Raw genomic sequence first — 16,963 nt, 5'->3', positions numbered from 1 at the left:
CACCTGTGGATGCGTGCCCAATGCAAACAACAAATACCGTCCTCATGATTCGCCCGGCGCGGTTCGCCTTCAACCCCGACACCGCCCTGACCAACCACTTCCAGAGCGCACCGCTGGACCCTGACGCCGCCAGCAGCAAAGCCCTCGAGGAGTTCGACGGCTATGTGCAGACCCTGCGCCAGCACGGCGTCGAGGTTCTGGTGGTGCAGGATACGCCCGAACCGCACACACCCGATTCGATCTTCCCCAACAACTGGTGGAGCAGCCATGCCGATGGCAGCCTGGTGCTCTACCCGATGGAAGGTCACAACCGTCGCCTGGAGCGCGAAAAGGGTGTGCTTCAGGTGATCGAGGAACGCTTCGCCATCGAACGCACCATCGACCTGAGCCCACTGGAACAGCAGAATCTGTTCCTCGAAGGCACTGGCAGCATGGTTCTGGATCGCGAGCACCGTATCAGCTACGCCTGCCATTCCGGCCGCACCCACGAACAGGCGCTGCGCCAGTTCGCCGAACGCCTCGGCTACCGCCTGTGCCTGTTCCACGCCCTCGATCGCCAGCAGGCACCGATCTACCACAGCAACGTGATGATGAATGTCGGGCGCACCCTGGCTGTGGCCTGCCTTGACGCCCTGCCCCACGCCGACGAACGCCGCACCCTCGAACACTCCCTGCGCGACACCGGCAAGGAGGTGCTGGCTTTGGGTTTCGACCAGTTGGAGGGCTTCGCCGGCAACATGCTCGAAGTGCACGACCGCAGCGGCCGCTCGCTGCTGGTGATGTCGCGCAACGCCTGGCGCTCGCTGGACGCCAGCCAACGCCGCCAGGTCGAGCGCCACAGTCATCCGCTGGTGGTCGATATCGACCACATCGAACGCATTGGCGGGGGCAGCGCACGCTGCATGCTCGCCGAAGTCCACCTTCCCTCGCGCCACTGAGCCCCAAAGGAGCACTCCATGACTCGCTATATCGACGTGCAAGACCTCGCCCGCCTGGTCAACCGCAAGGGCCTACCCACCTGCCTGGCCGAGATGGCCGAATACATTCGTGACGACTACCTGCGCTGGCACGACTTCGAAAAGTGCCCGCGCCTGGCCAACCACTCGCCCGATGGCGTGATCGAACTGATGCCGGTGTCCGACGCCAGCCTGTACGCCTTCAAGTACGTCAACGGCCACCCGAAGAACACCCACAACGGGCTGCTCACCGTGATGGCGTTCGGTGCGCTGGGCGATGTCGACACCGGCGCCCCGGTGCTGCTCAGCGAAATGACCCTGACCACCGCTATTCGCACCGCCGCCACCTCGGCCCTGGCCGCAGGCTACCTGGCACGCAAGGACAGCCGTAGCATGGCGCTGATCGGCAACGGTTCGCAAAGCGAGTTCCAGGCCATCGCCTTCCACACCCTGCTGGGCATCGAAGAGATCCGCCTGTTCGACATCGACCGCGCCGCCTCGCAGAAACTCGCGGCCAACCTGGCCGGCTATCCGAAGCTCAAGCTGATCATCGCAGCGAGCGTGGCCGATGCGGTACGCGGTGCCGACATCGTCACCACGGTCACTGCCGACAAGGCCTATGCCACCATTCTCACCCCCGAAATGATCGAACCGGGCATGCACCTCAACGCCGTGGGCGGCGACTGCCCGGGCAAGACCGAACTGCACCGCGAGATCGTCGAGCGCGCACGGGTGATCGTCGAGTACGAACCGCAGAGCCGCATCGAGGGTGAAATCCAGCAGATGCCGGCGGACTCGCCGACCACAGAATTCTGGCAGGTGGTCGAAGGGATCGCTGCCGGTCGCGAGGACGCCGCGCAGGTGACCCTGTTCGATTCGGTGGGCTTTGCCCTGGAGGACTACTCGGCGCTGCGCTATGTGCTGGATGTGGCCAAGGCGCTGGATATCGGCCAAGACATTGCGCTGGTGCCCGAGCTCGAGAACCCGAAGGACCTGTTCGCCCTGCTGCAACCACAAGCCGCGACGCGCAAGGCCAGCGCAGCATAAAAAAGCGGGGGCTGTAGTGCACAGCCCCCGCAGGCCTGGATCAGTCGCCGGCCACTGCAGCCTGGACGGCACGGGCGAAGCGGTCGGCCACTTCGTCGATCTGCTCGGCGCTGATGATCAGCGGCGGCAGGAAACGCACTACCGCGCCATGCCGGCCACCCAGTTCGAGAATCAGGCCGCGCTTGAGGCACTCGCGCTGAACCTTCGGTGCCAGGCTGCGTGAGGCCGCCGGGTGGCCGAGGGCATCCAGCGCACCGTCCGGATCGATCAACTCGACCCCCAGCATCAAGCCTCGACCGCGAATATCGCCCAGGTGCGGGTAGTCACGCTGCAGGTGCTGCAGATGGCCGCGCAGGCGCTGGCCCATGGCGGCGGCGTGTTCGTCCAGGCGATGCTCCACCAGGTAATTGATCACCGCCGACCCTGCGGCCATGGCCATCTGGTTGCCACGGAAGGTCCCGGCGTGAGCCCCAGGCGCCCAGGTGTCGAGCCACTCACGGTAGACCACTACCGCCAGCGGCAGGCTGCCGCCAATGGCTTTGGACAGGGTCACCACGTCTGGCACGATGCCCGCATGCTCGAAGGCGAACATACGCCCGGTGCGGGCGAAGCCGCTCTGGATCTCGTCGACGATCAGCGCCACCCCAGCCTGCTCGGTGATACGGCGCACACCGCGCAGCCACTCGATGTCGGCCGGAATCACACCGCCCTCGCCCTGCACCACCTCAAGAATCACCGCCGCCGGCAGCTGTACCCCGGCCTCAGGGTCGAGCAGCAGGTTTTCCAGGTAATGCAGGTTGGCACGCACCCCCGCCTCGCCGCCCAAACCGAACGGGCAGCGGTAGTCATAGGGATAGGGCATGAACTGCACGCCGCTGTTGAGCAGTGCACCCAGGGGCTTTTTCGGCCCCAGGCTGCCCATCAGGCTCAGGGCGCCCTGGGTCATCCCGTGGTACGCCCCCTGGAAAGCCAGCACCGTGCTGCGCCCGGTGGCGGTACGCACCAGCTTCAACGCAGCTTCCACCGCATCGGTGCCAGTCGGCCCGCAGAACTGGATCTTCGCCTCGCGACGCAATGCCTCGGGCAGTACCGCAAACAGGTCCTGAACGAAGCGATCCTTGACCGGCGTGGTCAGGTCGAGGGTGTGCAGCGGCAGCTCATCGGCCAGCACACGCTGGATCGCTTCGACCACAACCGGGTGATTGTGCCCCAGCGCCAGGGTGCCGGCCCCGGCCAGGCAGTCGATGAACTGACGGCCTTCGACGTCCTCGACATGGATGCCCCGGGCGCGCTTGAGCGCCAGCGGAATGCGACGTGGGTAGCTGCGGGCATTGGACTCCTGTTGCTGCTGGCGCAGCAGCAAGGCTGAATCCTCGAACTGGTAAAGAGATTCCGGCGCAACAGCCGGCAGTGCCTGGGCAAGGCTGGAAGCGGTAGACATCGGCGAACCCTCGCAAGCAAGTAGGAATGCCCGCCACGTCCCTGTAACCGGATGTGTGTCGGGAAGTCATCGCTTGGGAGACGCTTGAGTAGGGTGTGGATTTAGCAGATTTTGGGGCCAAGGTGGCTTTTCGCAGAGGTGTCCGCGAAAGCCACGTTGACCGATGATCAGGCCCGAGCCTCCCGCGCAGGCACCTGCAGCCAGACCCGCAGCCCGTCACTGCGACTGTCGAAACGCAAGCTGCCCGCGCAGCGCTGGACGATCGCCTGGACAATCGCCAATCCCAGCCCACTGCCGACACTCTTGCTGTTGCGCCAGAAACGCTCGGTCAGGTGCTTGAGGTCCTCGTCGGCAATGCCCGGACCATGATCGCGAACCAGGAAGCCTACCTGCCCATCGGCCATCTGCACTTCCAGCTCCACCGCCTCATTGCCACCATGGCGCAGGGCGTTGTCCAGCAGGTTGCGCAGCGCCGCCACCGCCAAGGGCGCGGGCATGCCCAGGTAGATGCGGGTGGCCTCTTCGGGCAGGCGCAGGACGATCCGCCGGTTGTCGCCGCCACCAGCGTCCTGCACCGCCTGGCGCGCGACTTGCTCGGCACTGCACAGCACGCCATCTTCGAACGACAGGCTACCCTCGACCCGGGCCAGCATCAGCAGTTGCTCCAAGGTCCGGTGCATGCGGTCGGCGCCCTGCTCGGCGTGCTCCAGGGCCTGCTCGCGCACGCTTCCATCGGTCATGCGCGCCACTTGCAGGTGGGTCTTGATGGCGGTCAGAGGGCTGCGCAGTTCGTGCGCGGCATCATCGGTCAGGCGTCGCTCGCGCTCGATGGTCTGGGCGATCCGCAGGAACAGCTGGTTCTGGGTTTCCAGCAATGGCTGCAGCTCGCTGGGCATGCCCGCCACCTGCAAGGGTTCGACGCTGTCTGCTCGGCGCTTGCGCAGGGCATCGCGCATGCGGTTGAGCGGCTCCAGCCCCTTGCCCAGACCAATCCACAGCAGCCCCAGGCTGCCGAGCAAGGCCATCAGCACCGGTGCCGAAGCGGCCAGCAGGATCGACTGGTTGAGCGCCTCGCGTTCCTGATGGCGATCGGCCGTGGTGATCCGCACATCGCCGTGGTTGTAGGTGAAGGTGCGCCATGAACTGCCATCGATCGTCTGGTCACGGAAGCCGCTGCGCTGATCGTCCATGCTGCCATCGTGCTTGTGGTTGCTGGCCAGGATCTCGCCGCGCAGGGAACTGACCTGGCAGGCCATGCCGTCCGGCACGCTGAACTGGTCGGCCGCAAAGTGCGCGTCCCGGCCCTTGGCCCCCAACGGCTGCGGCAACTGGTCGACCAGGCCCGCCACCATCCGTGCCGAAGCCACCAGGCGCTGGTCAAGGGAAAACATCATCTGCTGGCGCAGGTCGCGCAACATCCAGGCCGCGGCCAGGATCCAGATCAGGATGAAGGCACTGCCCAGGATCAGCGACAGACGAACCCGCAGGCTCATGGCGCGGTCTCCTGCGGGGCCTGCGCTGCACCCAGGCGATAGCCCAGCCCGCGTACGGTCTCGACGATACTGTTGCCAAGCTTGCGCCGCAGGTGGTGGATGTGAACGTTCAGGGCATTGCTCTCGACTTCATCGCTGAAGCCATAGACGCAATCCTTGAGCTGTTCGCTGGACAGCACGCGCCCGGGATTCTGCAGCAAGGCCTGGAGCAAGGCCTGCTCGCGTCGGGACAGATCGACCGCACGACCGGCCAGGGTCGCCTCGCAACTGCTGGGGTTATAGACCAAGGGGCCGTGCTCGATGACATTCACGGCGCGCCCGGCCACGCGGCGCAGGAGCGTGTGCAGGCGCGCCGCCAGCTCGCGCAGGTCGAAAGGTTTGAGCAGGTAGTCGTCGGCGCCGGCCTGCAGGCCATCGACCCGGTCGGTGACCGCATCACGGGCCGTGAGCACCAGCACTGGCAGCACCTCGCCCTGCTGGCGCAGGCGCCGCAAGAGCTTGAGGCCGTCTTCGTCGGGCAACCCCAGGTCGAGGATCATCACGTCGAACTGGGCCGCCTGGAGCAGTGCACGTGCCGCCGAGGCGCTGGCGACCCGATCGACGGTCAGGCCCTGGGCCGTGAGACCGGCGCAGATGCCGCTGGCGATCAGGTCGTCGTCCTCGCAGAGCAGTACGTGCATGGGAAATCTCCGGGTAGGTGGATGCGCAGTGCAACAAAACGGGATTAAGCGCCGATTATGAACCTCACCCCGCGTTTCGTCGCCTGCGCCAGCCGTCGATTACTCGAGTACCTCGACCGGCATGCCGACTTCAAGTCGCCCGCAGCCATCGACCGCCAGGTTCTGCCCAAACAGTACGTCCCCTTCCCGCTCACGAAAGGTCTTGAGGGTGGTCAACGGCTCCCGGTCGCTACTGCGCTCACCCGTCTGTGGGTCGAGGGTCGTAAGGATGCAGCGCACACTGGGCTTGAGCACCCGCAGGGTCAGGTCGCCGATACGGATACGCTTCCAGCCGTCTTCGGCAAACGCCTCGGCGCCCTCGACCACCAGGTTGGGACGAAAACGCAGCATCTGCATCGGCCGGCCGATGCGCCGGTTGAGTTCATCGAGCGAGCCCTGGCCGATCAGTAATAAAGGAAAGCCGTCGGGGAAGGCCGCACGGTCACTGTTGAGCCCATAGCCGCTGGGCAGGTAGCGTGCCCGCTGCTGCGGACAGTGCACCAGACGTACCGCCTTGCCGAGCATCTGGCTGAGCCACGCGGCGGCCTCGTCGCCGGCATCCGGCACGCGCAAGGTGTCGCGCCAGATGGTCACCCCGCGCAGGTCGTCGTCGGCACCCGGCACCTTGACCGTCAGCGGCGCCTGCCCAGGGGTTTGCAGCAGCAGGCTTTCTTCGTCGCCACCGGTGGCCGTGAGCCGTCCCAATTGTGGCCAGGCACGCTGGGTAAGGAAGCGCCCGGTGTCCTGCTCGACCACCATCCAGCGCCGGTCGCCCGACAGCCCCATGGCATCCACCGTCGACTCGCCCAGGCTCTGCGCCTGGCAAGACTTCACCGGATACCGATACAACGCACTCAGAAACATCCCCGCCCGCCTTGTGCCAGTCAAAAAGCCAAGCTTATACCCACCTCGGGGCGTGTGCAGGTATCAGGCTGGCGCATGATCGAGCGACAGACGCTCACGCACCACATCCACCAGACGGTCCGGCTGGAACTTGGAGAGGAAGTTGTCGCAGCCGACCTTCTTCACCATCGACTCGTTGAAGCTGCCCGACAGCGACGTGTGCAGCACCACGTAAAGCCCGCGCAGACGCGGGTCATTGCGGATCTCGGTGGTCAGGCGGTAACCGTCCATCTCCGGCATTTCGGCATCGGTGAAGATCATCAGCAGTTTTTCGCAGACGTCCTCTCCGGCATCGGCCCAGCCCTTGAGCATGCGCAGCGCCTTCAGGCCATCACTGGCGATGTGCAGCTTCACACCCAGTTGCGACAAGGTGTCACGCAGTTGGGCCAGGGCCACGCTGGAGTCATCCACGAGCAGCACTTCACGACCGCGGGCACGGGCGAGCACCGGGTCTTCGAGCTTGTCGCGCGACACCTTGGCGCTGTAGGGCACGATCTCGGCCAGCACCTTCTCCACGTCGATGATCTCCACCAGTTTCTCGTCGACCTTGGTGATCGCGGTCAGGTAATGCTGGCGGCCGGCGCTGGTAGGCGGTGGCATGATGGCTTCCCAGTTCATGTTGACGATGCGGTCGACGCCGCCCACCAGGAAGGCCTGTACCGAGCGATTGTACTCGGTGACGATGATGGTACTGTCCGGCCCTGGCTGCAGCGGGCGCATGCCGATCGCCTGGGACAGGTCGATCACCGGCAGCGTCTGGCCGCGCAGGTTGACCACGCCACAGACGAAGGTGTGGCGCTGCGGCATCAGGGTCAGCTTGGGCAGTTGCAGCACCTCCTGCACCTTGAACACGTTGATCGCGAACAGCTGTCGCCCCGCCAGGCGGAACATGAGGATTTCCAGGCGGTTCTCGCCTACCAATTGCGTGCGTTGATCTACCGTGTCGAGAATGCCAGCCATTGCGCAACCCCCTGGCTCTGTGCCGGAAAAAGTGGATACATCCGCCCTGTATCGGCACAATCCGCCAGAGCTTGACCCCTGCAGAAAAATGCCTGAACGGCGATTGATATCACTTTACCATCATGCTTTACTGCTGCCACATCCCTCCTCATCCGCCGCGCTGCGGACGTACCACTGCCTCTGAGACCTCATCAGGGAAACCCCTAGGAGCAATCGGGAGCAACCTGATATTCGCAATATCCATTAGCCATTAATGTGACGCCATTCTCACTGCATGAACGGAGTCAGGCTCTTGTCAGCGAACATCTCGGTGTGGCCAACCCCTGCTCCAACCCCGCACGTTGGAGTTTCATGATGGAGCGGGTGCTCTCGAACACAGCGATCCTGCAGGACTTCCTGCTGGATGCGCAGGTCCTGCTGAACGAGTCCCAGGAATGCCTGCAACACCTGGAGCTGATCAGCAATGACGCTGACGCCTGCCATTGCCTGAGCAAAGCCCTCGAGACACTCGCCCGTCGAGCAGACGCCTCGGGCGTGCTCGAGATCGCCCACTACGCCTCGGCCCTGCACCGCCTGCTGGCGCCTGGCTGCACCAGCCGCAACCTGCCGCAGGGCGCGCTGCCGGCACTGGCCGACTGCCTGACACTGCTGGCCTGGCAACTGGAACTGGTCGATGAACGCACCGGACACCTGAACCTGGACAGCAGCGAGCAGCACCTGCTGCTGGTCACCCTGGCGGGTGTGCTGGATCAGCCACTCCCGCAGGCCTGTGCCCTGTGCGACGAAAACGAGCGCCACTGCGTGCACCCCCAGCTGCTCAACATGCACATTGAGCCCAAGCACGCCCACGGCACATCAACTCGCAAAGACTAGGGGTCTGTCTGAAATGTGCAGACACATTCAGACAGATCCCTAGTGATGTGGCCCCACGTAACTCGTCTGACTGGACGGCCCCAAACACATGGCAACTTGGCGAGTTTGTACAAGTTCTGTCTAGTTCCGCAGACTCGCCGCGTTAGTTGAGTTTGGAAGTTACTGCCTTCTCAAACGATAATGGCTTATTGCCACTTCTACAGGCATTGCACCCCACTGCCATGCCTCGGAAACACCTTGGTTTCAGGCAACTAACCAGCCGGGACCAAACCAACTCGAAGTGATACCATGCGCGCAAATGAACGAACGCCCAACGGCTCTTCAGCGATTACAACAGGGCTCGTTCCTGGTTGAAAGGCAGGACATTCACGATTCTTCAGAAAGATTGGCGACCTGCGCCAGCAATAATTCAGTGGCTTTCCTATCTATGCTCCCACGCTTGAAGATTTCCCTGCGTTGTCGCTCTCGCACCGCCTTGCTGCGTGCGGCAACCGCCGTGCTGTGCGTGGCATCGCTGGTCACCAACCTGGTGCTCTACAGCAGCGGGCAACCTGTATCGGCCGGTGCCCTGGCGCTGCAGTTGGCCGCCCTGCTCGGGGCCGGCTGGCACCTGCGTCGTGGCGCCAGATCGATCAATCTGCTGCCGGCGGAGCTGGCCGACCGCATGCTCAAGGTCCAGGAAAGCGAACGCCAGCACCTGAGCCGCGAGTTGCACGATGACATCGGCCAATTGCTCACCGCCGCCAAGCTTCAGCTCGACTGGTTGCAACGTCGCGTGCCTGCACCGCTGCAGGCGCAGTGCGACACGCTGCGCAAGACCCTCGACGACACCCTGGGCAACGTGCGTGACGTCTCGGCGTTGCTCAACCCACGGCAACTGGCCAGCCTGGGCCTGGAGGCCAGCCTGCGTGCGCACCTGCTGCGTGCCCTCGAGAACAGCGAGGTGCACTGGAGCCTGGAATGCAACCAGCGCTTGGGCGGCATCTCCGAGGAAGTGACCATGGCCGCCTTTCGCATCACCCAGGAAGCGGTCACCAACGTGCTGCGCCATGCCCAGGCGCGCAACTTGCTTATCAGCCTGCAACGCACCCCCGCCGGGTTGCTGCTGACGATCCTCGATGACGGTGTGGGCTTCGTCCCGGCCAGCAAACCGGGCGAAGTCGGGCAACGTGGCATGGCCGGCATGCAGGAGCGGGCCACCGCCCTGCAGGGCAGCCTGAGCGTGACCAGCCAGCCCGGAGCGGGCACCCGAATCGAAGCGCTGTTCCCCTGGCCTGCACGCAGCCAGGAACGTGCCAGGACACCCGCCACCGATGATTAGACTGCTGTTGATCGACGACCATTCGCTGATTCGTGCGGGCGTGCGCGCACTGGTGTCCGATATTCCCGACTACGCCGTGGTCGGTGAAGCCGACGACGGCCAGCACCTGCTGGAGATGGTCCAGCGCCTGGGCCCCGACATCGTCCTGCTGGACATCTCGATGCGCTCGACCAACGGCCTCGACGCTCTGACGCAATTGCGCGCAAACGGTTGCACCTGCAAGGTGCTGATCCTGTCGATGCACACCGACCCCGACCTGATCATGCGTGCCCTCGAAAGCGGCGCCCACGGCTACCTGCTCAAGGACACCACCGCCAACGAGCTGGAGCACGCCCTCGCCGCGTTGCGCAACGGCGAGCGCTACCTCAGCCCCGCCATCGCCCACACGGTGATCAACCAGGCCCTGCTGCGCGCACAGGCCAGCAAGCAGCCGAGCAGCGATCGCCACAACCTCACCGCCCGGCAACTGGAAATCCTGCGTCTGATCGTGCGTGGCAAGTCCACCCGCGAGATCGCCGCAGGCTTGGGGCTGTCGATCAAGACCGTTGAAACCCACCGCTCGCAAATCATGAAACGTCTGCAGATCTACGATGTGGCGGGCCTGGTGCTGTTCGCGGTGCGCGAGAAAATCATCAGCCTGGACGACTGAACAGCGGCGAATCGGCGGGCAGGTGCACGCGCAGGGCGCCCGGCGCCGCCTCGAAACGCAGGCTGCCGGCCTGCAACGGCTCACCGTCCAGGTTGATGTCCAGCCCCTCAGCCTGACCGATCTCGACCCAGGGCAGGCGCGCACGCACGAACAGCTCCTCGCCCGTCAGCAAGTCACGCAGTGCGCCCACCATCGCCTCGGGTGCAGGCAGAATCGCGACCTCCAGCAAGCCATCATCGACCAGCGCCTCGGGGCACAGCACATGGCCGCCGCCGGCCTGGCGACCGTTGCCGATGGCCAAGGCCAGCAACTGCCCCTGCCAGTGGAAATCAGGCCCGTGCAGGGTCGCCGAAGCAGCCTGCAACTCACTGAAGCGCGACAGCCCGGTGAACAGGTACGCCGCCCCACCCAGTACCTTCTTCAAGTCTTCGGACGTATTGGCTGTCACCTGGCTGCCAAAGCCGCCGGTGGCCATGTTGAGGAACATCTGCTCACCCACCCGCCCCAGGTCGATGGGACGGGCCGGTACATCCAGCAAGGCCAGGGCGGCCGCCGGCTCCAAAGGCACACCGGCGGCGCGGGCAAAGTCGTTGGCAGTGCCCAGCGGCAGCAAGGCCAGGCTGGCGTCGGCCTGCATTTGGGCCATGGCCTCGGCGATATCGCGAAGGGTACCGTCGCCACCGCCGGCTACCACTTGCGTGCAACCGCCCGCCAGGGCTTCTTCGACCAAACGCCGGGCATCGCCCGCCTCCCAGGTCAGACGCACATCCAGTACCTGCCCGCGCTCGCGTCGCACGCCCACGGCGCTGCGCACCTCTTCGTTCATGGCCTGCTTGCCATGCAGGATCAACATCGCCTTGTGCCCGTGCATACGAGATTCTCCTTAGAACACGCCAACCTCAATCTCGACCACAGGCAACCGGCAATTGCTGCACGGCAACGCAAAATTCAACCCAGGCCATCACTCGACAAATAATTGGCTACGCTTAAGAGAGCCCCGCCACACAGTCATATTATTGACCCTTGTGCAGCCTCACCTGACAGGAGCGGTCATGCGTATTCTCTGGACATTGCCCTACCTGCCCTGGCCCACCACCAGCGGCAGCAAGACCCGCCAGTACCACTTGCTGCGCGAACTGGCACATCACGGCCACCGCATCACGTTGCTGGTGCAATCGAAGGTGCCTCTGTCCGATCCCGCGCGCCAAGCCCTCGAACCGCTGCTCGAACGCCTGATCGTGTTGCCACGGCGCCCCGTGCAGAGCCCGCTCAACCTGCTCGCCTCGCCCATCATCGACTACCCCATGCGCGCCATCATCAATGGCTTGGCGCCCTGCCTTCGGCACCGCTTCGAGCAGTTGCTTGACGAGCACTGGGATGTCATCCAGATCGAACACAGCTACGCCTTCCAGCCCTTCGAGAAGGCCCTGCAACGGCGCGGCCTGCCCTACCTGCTCAGCGAACACACCCTTGAGTCGGTGATGGGCGCAGCCTGCCATGATCGCCTGCCCTTGTGGTTGCGTCCGCTCAACGCCTTCGATCGCTGGCGCTACCGGCGCTGGGAGCAGCGCGTGCTGCGCCAGCCCAATGAAGTCGTGGCGGTCAGCCCGCACGACGCCGAGCTGATCGGGCAGATCAGCGGGCGGACGGTGAACGTGGTGGTCAATGGCGTCGACTGCGATCACTACCAGCACGTGCAACCGGCCCTGCACAGTCAGCGTCTGCTGTTCGTGGGCAACTTCGAATACGGCGCGAACCTGGAGGCCATCGAGTGGGCACTGGAAGACATCCTGCCCCAGGTCTGGCAGAGCAATCCGGCAGTGCGCCTGGCCATCGCCGGGCACGCCCTACCCGCGCACTGGAAGCTGCACTGGAACGACCCGCGCATCGAATGGCTTGGCTACCGCCCCGACCTTCGCGAAGTGCAACGGCGCTCGGCGCTATTTTTCGCGCCGCTGCGTTATGCCGGCGGGTCGAAGGTGAAGATTCTTGAGGCGATGGCCGCCGGGATGCCGGTGATCACCACCGGCAAGGGCGCTTCGGGCCTGGCAGTGAACAATGGCGAGCACTACTTGGGCGGTGACGACGGCAGCCAACTGGCGCTGCTGCTGACCCAGTTGCTCAACCAGCCCTGGCGCATGAGCCAACTGGGGGAAGCCGGGCGACAGTTCGCCCGGCAGCGCCATGACTGGAGCGTTGCCGCCCAGCAACTGGAGAACGTGCACATGCGCCTGACCCAATTGGCACCGGCGCAGGCCGCGCCGCTCGGCACGATGCTAGCCAAGTAGCTCGCTGAAGGGGATGAACGTCACGCTGTCACCAGGGCTCACCGTCCTGCCCTCACGCACCTCGACCAGCCCCTCGGCCCAGGCTGCGCTGCGCAGTACACCCGAGCTCTGGTTCGAGTAGATGCGTACCTGCCCACCCTCGATCCGCGCCCGCAGGTATTCGCGACGATTGCCCGGCTTGGGCCAGTCGAAACCTGCCGGCACGTCGAAACGCAGCGGCGTGACCTGCTCGACGCCCAGGCGCCGCAGCAAGTAGGGACGTGTCAGCAAGGCGAAGGTAACCAAGGTGGACGCCGGATTCCCCGGCAGGCCGATCACCGGCACGCCACGGAAATGCCCGAAGGTCAGTGGCTTGCCCGGCTTGATCGCCAGCTTCCACAGCGCCAGCTCGCCAGCCTCGCGCAGGGCCATGCCCAGGTAGTCGGCCTCCCCTACCGACACACCGCCGGTAGAAAGAATCAGGTCGACGTCGCCCAGATTGGCCAGGCACTGGCGGGTCAGCGCCAGGTCATCGGCGAGGATGCCGGCATCGATGACCTCGCAGCCCATGCGCTGCAACCAGCTGACCAACAGACGACGGTTGCTGTTGTAGATCTGCCCCGGCCCCAGCGGCAGCCCCGGCTCGACCAGCTCGTCACCGGTCGACAACACCGCGACCCGCACCCGGCGCCGCACACGCAGGTGGCCGTGGCCCAGGGTGGCGGCAAGACCCAGTTCGATCGGGCCCAACAGCGTGCCGGCGTTCATCACCTGCTCGCCAGCGCGGGTTTCCTGGCCTTGGGGGCGCACATTCTGGTGCGGCGCCAAAGCTTCGACAAAGCGCACGCGGCCATCGTCGAGCACCTCGGCGTTTTCCTGCATTTCGACGCAGTCGGCACCTTCAGGCAGCGGCGCACCGGTGAAGATCCGCGCGCAGGTGCCAGGTTGCAGCGGTGCCGGAGCGTGACCGGCAAAGATGCGCTGGCTCACCGGCAGCGGTTCGCCCTGCCAGTCGGCAAGACGCAGGGCGTAGCCGTCCATGGCGCTGTTCGGCCAGGGCGGCAGGTCGACGCTGGCGAACAGGTCCTGCGCCAGTACACGGCCTTCGGCATCGGCCAGCTCGACCTCTTCGGTTTCACTGATCGGCGCCGCCTCGGCCAGCGCCAGCAGGCGCTCCAGCGCTTCTTCCACCGGCATCAACGGCCGGCTCGGCGCAGCCTCAGCCACGGCTGTCACAGGCCTGCGCCTGCTTCAGGTGCGCGACGAAATTGCAGGGACGATGGCGGGCGTCGAGCTGCTCGGCGAGGATGCCGTCCCAGCCCGTGCGCACCGCATTGGTCGAGCCGGGCAGGCAGCACACCAGGGTGCCGTTGGCCAGGCCCGCAAGGGCGCGGGACTGTACGGTGGACGTGCCGATGTCCGGCACCGAGATCTGCCGGAACAGCTCGCCGAAGCCATCGACCTGCTTGTCCAACAGGCAGGCGACGGCTTCGGGGGTGCTGTCGCGACCAGTGAAGCCGGTGCCGCCGGTGATCAGCACCACCTGTACCTGGTCGTCGGCGATCCAGGTGGCGACCTGGGCGCGGATCTTGTAAAGGTCATCCTTGAGCAGCACCCGTTCTGCAAGGCGGTGGCCTGCGGCGCTGAGGCGATCGACGAACATCTGCCCGGAGGTGTCGTTGTCGAAGGTACGGGTGTCGCTGACCGTCAGCACGGCAATGTTCAACGGCACGAAGGGGGTATCTGCCTTGGCTTTCATGAGGGTCCGTCGCAGGGGGAAAGAATGCGCCAGTTATATCACAGCGCAGCCTTGTTCTTGGTCAATGCCCGCTGATTGCCGCTATGCTCGACTATGCGAGGAACTTTGCAAGGACGCCTCGCGTCATAACGTCATCAAGCACCATCGCACTGGAGAAACACGATGATTCAACGGACAATTCCCGCCTTCATGCTCGCCCTGGGCCTGGCCACCCTCGCCGGTTGCGCTTCGCCAACCGTCATCACGTTGAACGATGGCCGCGAGATTCAGGCCGTGGACAAACCTTCCTATGACGAAGACTCCGGCTTCTACGAATTCGAACAACTCGATGGCAAGCGTACACGCATCAACAAGGATCAGATTCGCACCGTGAAAGAGCTCTGATCTGCACCTCGTTTTGAGCAAACGGCCTTTTAACAACAAGGGCTTGCGTTCAAAAATACGATGCAGTAGGATTTTCGAAATCGGAGTGTAGCGCAGCCAGGTAGCGCGTCTCGTTCGGGACGAGAAGGCCGCAGGTTCGAATCCTGTCTCTCCGACCAGATCCTTCGAAAAAGCCCGCCTAGTGCGGGCTTTTTCGTGCCTGGGTGATCGCCATTCAGGCGCTGCCTGCAGCGAATTGCAGCGCCGCCAACCTGGCATAGAGTGGGTTTTCCTCGACCAGTTGGCGATGACTGCCGACAGCAACCACCCTACCCTGGTCGATCACCGCAATGCGATCGGCATGCTGCACGGTCGCCAGCCTGTGGGCGATCACCAAGGTAGTACGCCCGGCCATCAACTGCGGCAAGGCCTGCTGGATCAGGTGCTCGCTCTGCGCGTCGAGCGCGCTGGTGGCCTCATCGAGCAACAGCACCGGCGCATCCACCAGCAGCGCCCGGGCAATCGCCAGGCGCTGGCGCTGACCACCCGACAGGCCGACACCACCCTCGCCCAGCGGCGTCTGGTAGCCCTGGGGCAATTGCTGGATGAATTCGTGAGCATGGGCACTGCGCGCCGCCGCCTCGACCTGGGCAGCACTCGCCTGCGGCCTTCCGTAGCGGATATTGGCCTCGACCGTGCCGCGAAACAGCGCAGGGTTCTGCGCCACCAGGGCGAACTGGCGACGCAGGTCGTCGGGGTCTAGCGCTGCAATCGGCTGTCCATCGAGCAGAATGCTACCGGACTGTGGATCGTGAAAACGCAGCAGCAGGTCGAACAGCGTCGACTTGCCCGCCCCCGATGGCCCCACCAACGCCACGGTCTGCCCAGGTGCTATGACCAGGCTCAGGCCATCGATGGCAGCCACCGACGGGCGTGACGGATAAGCGAAGTGCACATCGCGCAACTCGATCTGCCCGCGGGCCCGTGCGCCGGGCAGTGTCGACGGCTGCGACGGCGGTACGATCGCGCTGCTTGCCGCGAGCAACTCGGCAATACGCTCGGCGGCCCCGGCAGCCCGCTGCAACTCACCGATCACTTCGCTCAAGGTGCCCACCGCGCTGCCCACGATCAGGCTGTAGAACACGAACGCGGCCAGCTCGCCCCCGGAGATGCGGCCGGCAATCACATCCATGCCGCCGACCCAGAGCATCACGGCCACGGCGCCCAGGACCAGAACGATCACCACGGTGATCAACCAGGCCCGCTGGGCAATGCGCCGGCGCGCCACATCGAAAGCCGCCTCGACGGTATCGGTGAACAACTGGCGATCATGGGCCTGGTGGTTGTAGGCCTGCACGGTCTTGATCTGTCCCAACGTCTCGGCGACGTAGCTGCCGACGTCAGCGACCCTGTCCTGGCTCTGGCGTGACAGGCTGCGCACCCGGCGGCCGAACAGCAGGATCGGCGACAGCACCAGCGGCAGCGCCAGCACTACGATACTGGTCAACTTGGGATTGGTGACGAACAGCAACACCACCCCGCCCAGCACCATCAGCGCATTACGCAGGAACATCGACAGCGACGAGCCGATCACCGATTGCAGCAGCGTGGTATCAGCCGTCAGCCGCGACTGGATCTCCGAGCTGCGGTTATCCTCGAAGAACCCCGGATGCAGGCTGATCAAGTGATCGAACACCGCACGGCGGATATCGGCGACGCAACGCTCGCCAATCCACGACACCAGGTAGAAGCGGCTGAAGGTTCCAACCGCCAAGGCCAGCACCAGCACCATGAACAGCGCAATCGTCTGGTTGAGCTGGTGCGCAGAACCGGTCATGAACCCCTGATCCACCAGCAGGCGAATACCCTGGCCCATGGACAGGGTGATGGCTGCCGTGACGATCAGCGCCAGCAAGGCCAGCATGGCCTGTCGGCGATAGGGACGCACGAATTGCCAGGCCAGCCCCAAGGCGCGGCGCTGGCGGGAGGAAAGCGGATCGGACATGGCGCGGACCGGTGAGCGGGAAACCTGCAGACTACCATTCATCTGCCCGAGTGGAACGCCTGCAACCGCCGCGGGGTCGCAGTTCGGTAGGGCCAGTGGCTATAGCTTATCGATCTAACCTGTCACTGGAGCTTTACTGCACTTTCTGTTGCACTGTGCCTGTCGTGATACCGAAGGAGCTGTCACAGGTCAGTCACGGCGAGTGGT

The 16,963-nt window shown here is 64.7% G+C and carries 16 protein-coding genes and 1 tRNA gene; 8 read left to right on the top strand and 9 right to left on the bottom strand.

Features of this window, described 5'->3' with window-relative positions; genetic code table 11:
* Window positions 1–20 precede the first annotated feature (20 nt).
* A complete protein-coding gene (gene ctlX, locus ACNFHO_RS14705; RefSeq protein ID WP_416766735.1) occupies window positions 21–938 on the top strand; it encodes a citrulline utilization hydrolase CtlX in 918 nt (305 codons plus the stop codon).
* 18 nt (window positions 939–956) lie between these two features.
* Complete coding sequence (locus ACNFHO_RS14700; RefSeq protein ID WP_416766734.1) at window positions 957–2,003, top strand: ornithine cyclodeaminase; 1,047 nt, start codon at window positions 957–959, stop codon at window positions 2,001–2,003.
* Between the two features lie 40 nt (window positions 2,004–2,043).
* On the opposite strand, the gene ACNFHO_RS14695 is transcribed toward ACNFHO_RS14700, so the two are convergent.
* The 5 genes from ACNFHO_RS14695 to ACNFHO_RS14675 form a co-directional block, all read right to left on the bottom strand.
* A complete protein-coding gene (locus ACNFHO_RS14695; protein WP_200603231.1) occupies window positions 2,044–3,444 on the bottom strand; it encodes an aspartate aminotransferase family protein in 1,401 nt (466 codons plus the stop codon).
* A gap of 167 nt (window positions 3,445–3,611) precedes the next feature.
* Complete coding sequence (locus tag ACNFHO_RS14690; RefSeq protein ID WP_054892405.1) at window positions 3,612–4,937, bottom strand: ATP-binding protein; 1,326 nt, start codon at window positions 4,935–4,937, stop codon at window positions 3,612–3,614.
* A complete protein-coding gene (locus ACNFHO_RS14685; protein WP_054892406.1) occupies window positions 4,934–5,617 on the bottom strand; it encodes a response regulator transcription factor in 684 nt (227 codons plus the stop codon). Before ACNFHO_RS14685 ends, ACNFHO_RS14690 begins: the two co-directional genes overlap by 4 nt.
* Before the next feature lie 99 nt (window positions 5,618–5,716).
* Complete coding sequence (locus ACNFHO_RS14680) at window positions 5,717–6,520, bottom strand: MOSC domain-containing protein (RefSeq protein WP_125930351.1); 804 nt, start codon at window positions 6,518–6,520, stop codon at window positions 5,717–5,719.
* Window positions 6,521–6,583: 63 nt separating this feature from the next.
* On the bottom strand, window positions 6,584–7,519 hold the full coding sequence (locus ACNFHO_RS14675) for a chemotaxis protein CheV (RefSeq protein ID WP_054892408.1): 936 nt from the start codon (window positions 7,517–7,519) through the stop codon (window positions 6,584–6,586).
* A 354-nt stretch (window positions 7,520–7,873) separates the two neighbouring features.
* Between ACNFHO_RS14675 and ACNFHO_RS14670 the strand changes: the two genes are divergently transcribed.
* From ACNFHO_RS14670 to ACNFHO_RS14660, 3 genes are all read left to right on the top strand, one after another.
* Window positions 7,874–8,392: a histidine kinase gene (locus ACNFHO_RS14670; RefSeq protein ID WP_416766797.1), complete on the top strand. Its 519-nt coding sequence runs from the start codon at window positions 7,874–7,876 to the stop codon at window positions 8,390–8,392.
* A 427-nt stretch (window positions 8,393–8,819) separates the two neighbouring features.
* Entirely contained in the window at window positions 8,820–9,713 is an 894-nt protein-coding gene (locus tag ACNFHO_RS14665; protein ID WP_416766733.1) for a sensor histidine kinase, read from the top strand.
* A complete protein-coding gene (locus ACNFHO_RS14660; protein WP_063544074.1) occupies window positions 9,706–10,362 on the top strand; it encodes a response regulator in 657 nt (218 codons plus the stop codon). Before ACNFHO_RS14665 ends, ACNFHO_RS14660 begins: the two co-directional genes overlap by 8 nt.
* Here ACNFHO_RS14660 and yegS read toward each other — a convergent pair.
* The gene (gene yegS, locus ACNFHO_RS14655) at window positions 10,346–11,233 is read right to left on the bottom strand and encodes a lipid kinase YegS (RefSeq protein ID WP_416766732.1); all 888 of its coding nucleotides are present in this window, start codon (window positions 11,231–11,233) and stop codon (window positions 10,346–10,348) included. The genes ACNFHO_RS14660 and yegS overlap by 17 nt on opposite strands.
* Window positions 11,234–11,414: 181 nt before the next feature.
* Here yegS and ACNFHO_RS14650 point away from each other — a divergent pair, with 181 nt between their 5' ends.
* On the top strand, window positions 11,415–12,650 hold the full coding sequence (locus tag ACNFHO_RS14650; RefSeq protein ID WP_054892413.1) for a glycosyltransferase family 4 protein: 1,236 nt from the start codon (window positions 11,415–11,417) through the stop codon (window positions 12,648–12,650).
* On the opposite strand, the gene glp is transcribed toward ACNFHO_RS14650, so the two are convergent.
* Entirely contained in the window at window positions 12,639–13,826 is a 1,188-nt protein-coding gene (glp, locus tag ACNFHO_RS14645) for a gephyrin-like molybdotransferase Glp (RefSeq protein WP_196759901.1), read from the bottom strand. The two genes, ACNFHO_RS14650 and glp, sit on opposite strands and share 12 nt — an antisense overlap.
* 22 nt (window positions 13,827–13,848) lie before the next feature.
* On the bottom strand, window positions 13,849–14,388 hold the full coding sequence (gene moaB, locus ACNFHO_RS14640; protein ID WP_054892415.1) for a molybdenum cofactor biosynthesis protein B: 540 nt from the start codon (window positions 14,386–14,388) through the stop codon (window positions 13,849–13,851).
* Window positions 14,389–14,550: 162 nt separating this feature from the next.
* Here moaB and ACNFHO_RS14635 point away from each other — a divergent pair, with 162 nt between their 5' ends.
* Together ACNFHO_RS14635 and ACNFHO_RS14630 are read left to right on the top strand one after the other, a co-directional pair.
* Window positions 14,551–14,772, top strand: a complete 222-nt coding sequence (locus ACNFHO_RS14635; RefSeq protein WP_054892416.1) for a YgdI/YgdR family lipoprotein — start codon at window positions 14,551–14,553, stop codon at window positions 14,770–14,772.
* An 81-nt stretch (window positions 14,773–14,853) separates the two neighbouring features.
* Window positions 14,854–14,930, top strand: a tRNA-Pro gene (locus tag ACNFHO_RS14630).
* Window positions 14,931–14,986: 56 nt separating this feature from the next.
* Here ACNFHO_RS14630 and ACNFHO_RS14625 read toward each other — a convergent pair.
* On the bottom strand, window positions 14,987–16,756 hold the full coding sequence (locus ACNFHO_RS14625; RefSeq protein WP_416766731.1) for an ABC transporter transmembrane domain-containing protein: 1,770 nt from the start codon (window positions 16,754–16,756) through the stop codon (window positions 14,987–14,989).
* Window positions 16,757–16,963: the final 207 nt, after the last annotated feature.

Origin of the sequence: Pseudomonas sp. NY15374 (assembly GCF_048068255.1) — a bacterium.
Classification (GTDB): Bacteria; Pseudomonadota; Gammaproteobacteria; order Pseudomonadales; family Pseudomonadaceae; genus Aquipseudomonas; species Aquipseudomonas machongensis.
Note: the sequence above shows the minus strand (reverse complement) of the source record. Positions and strands in the feature narration are given on the sequence as shown.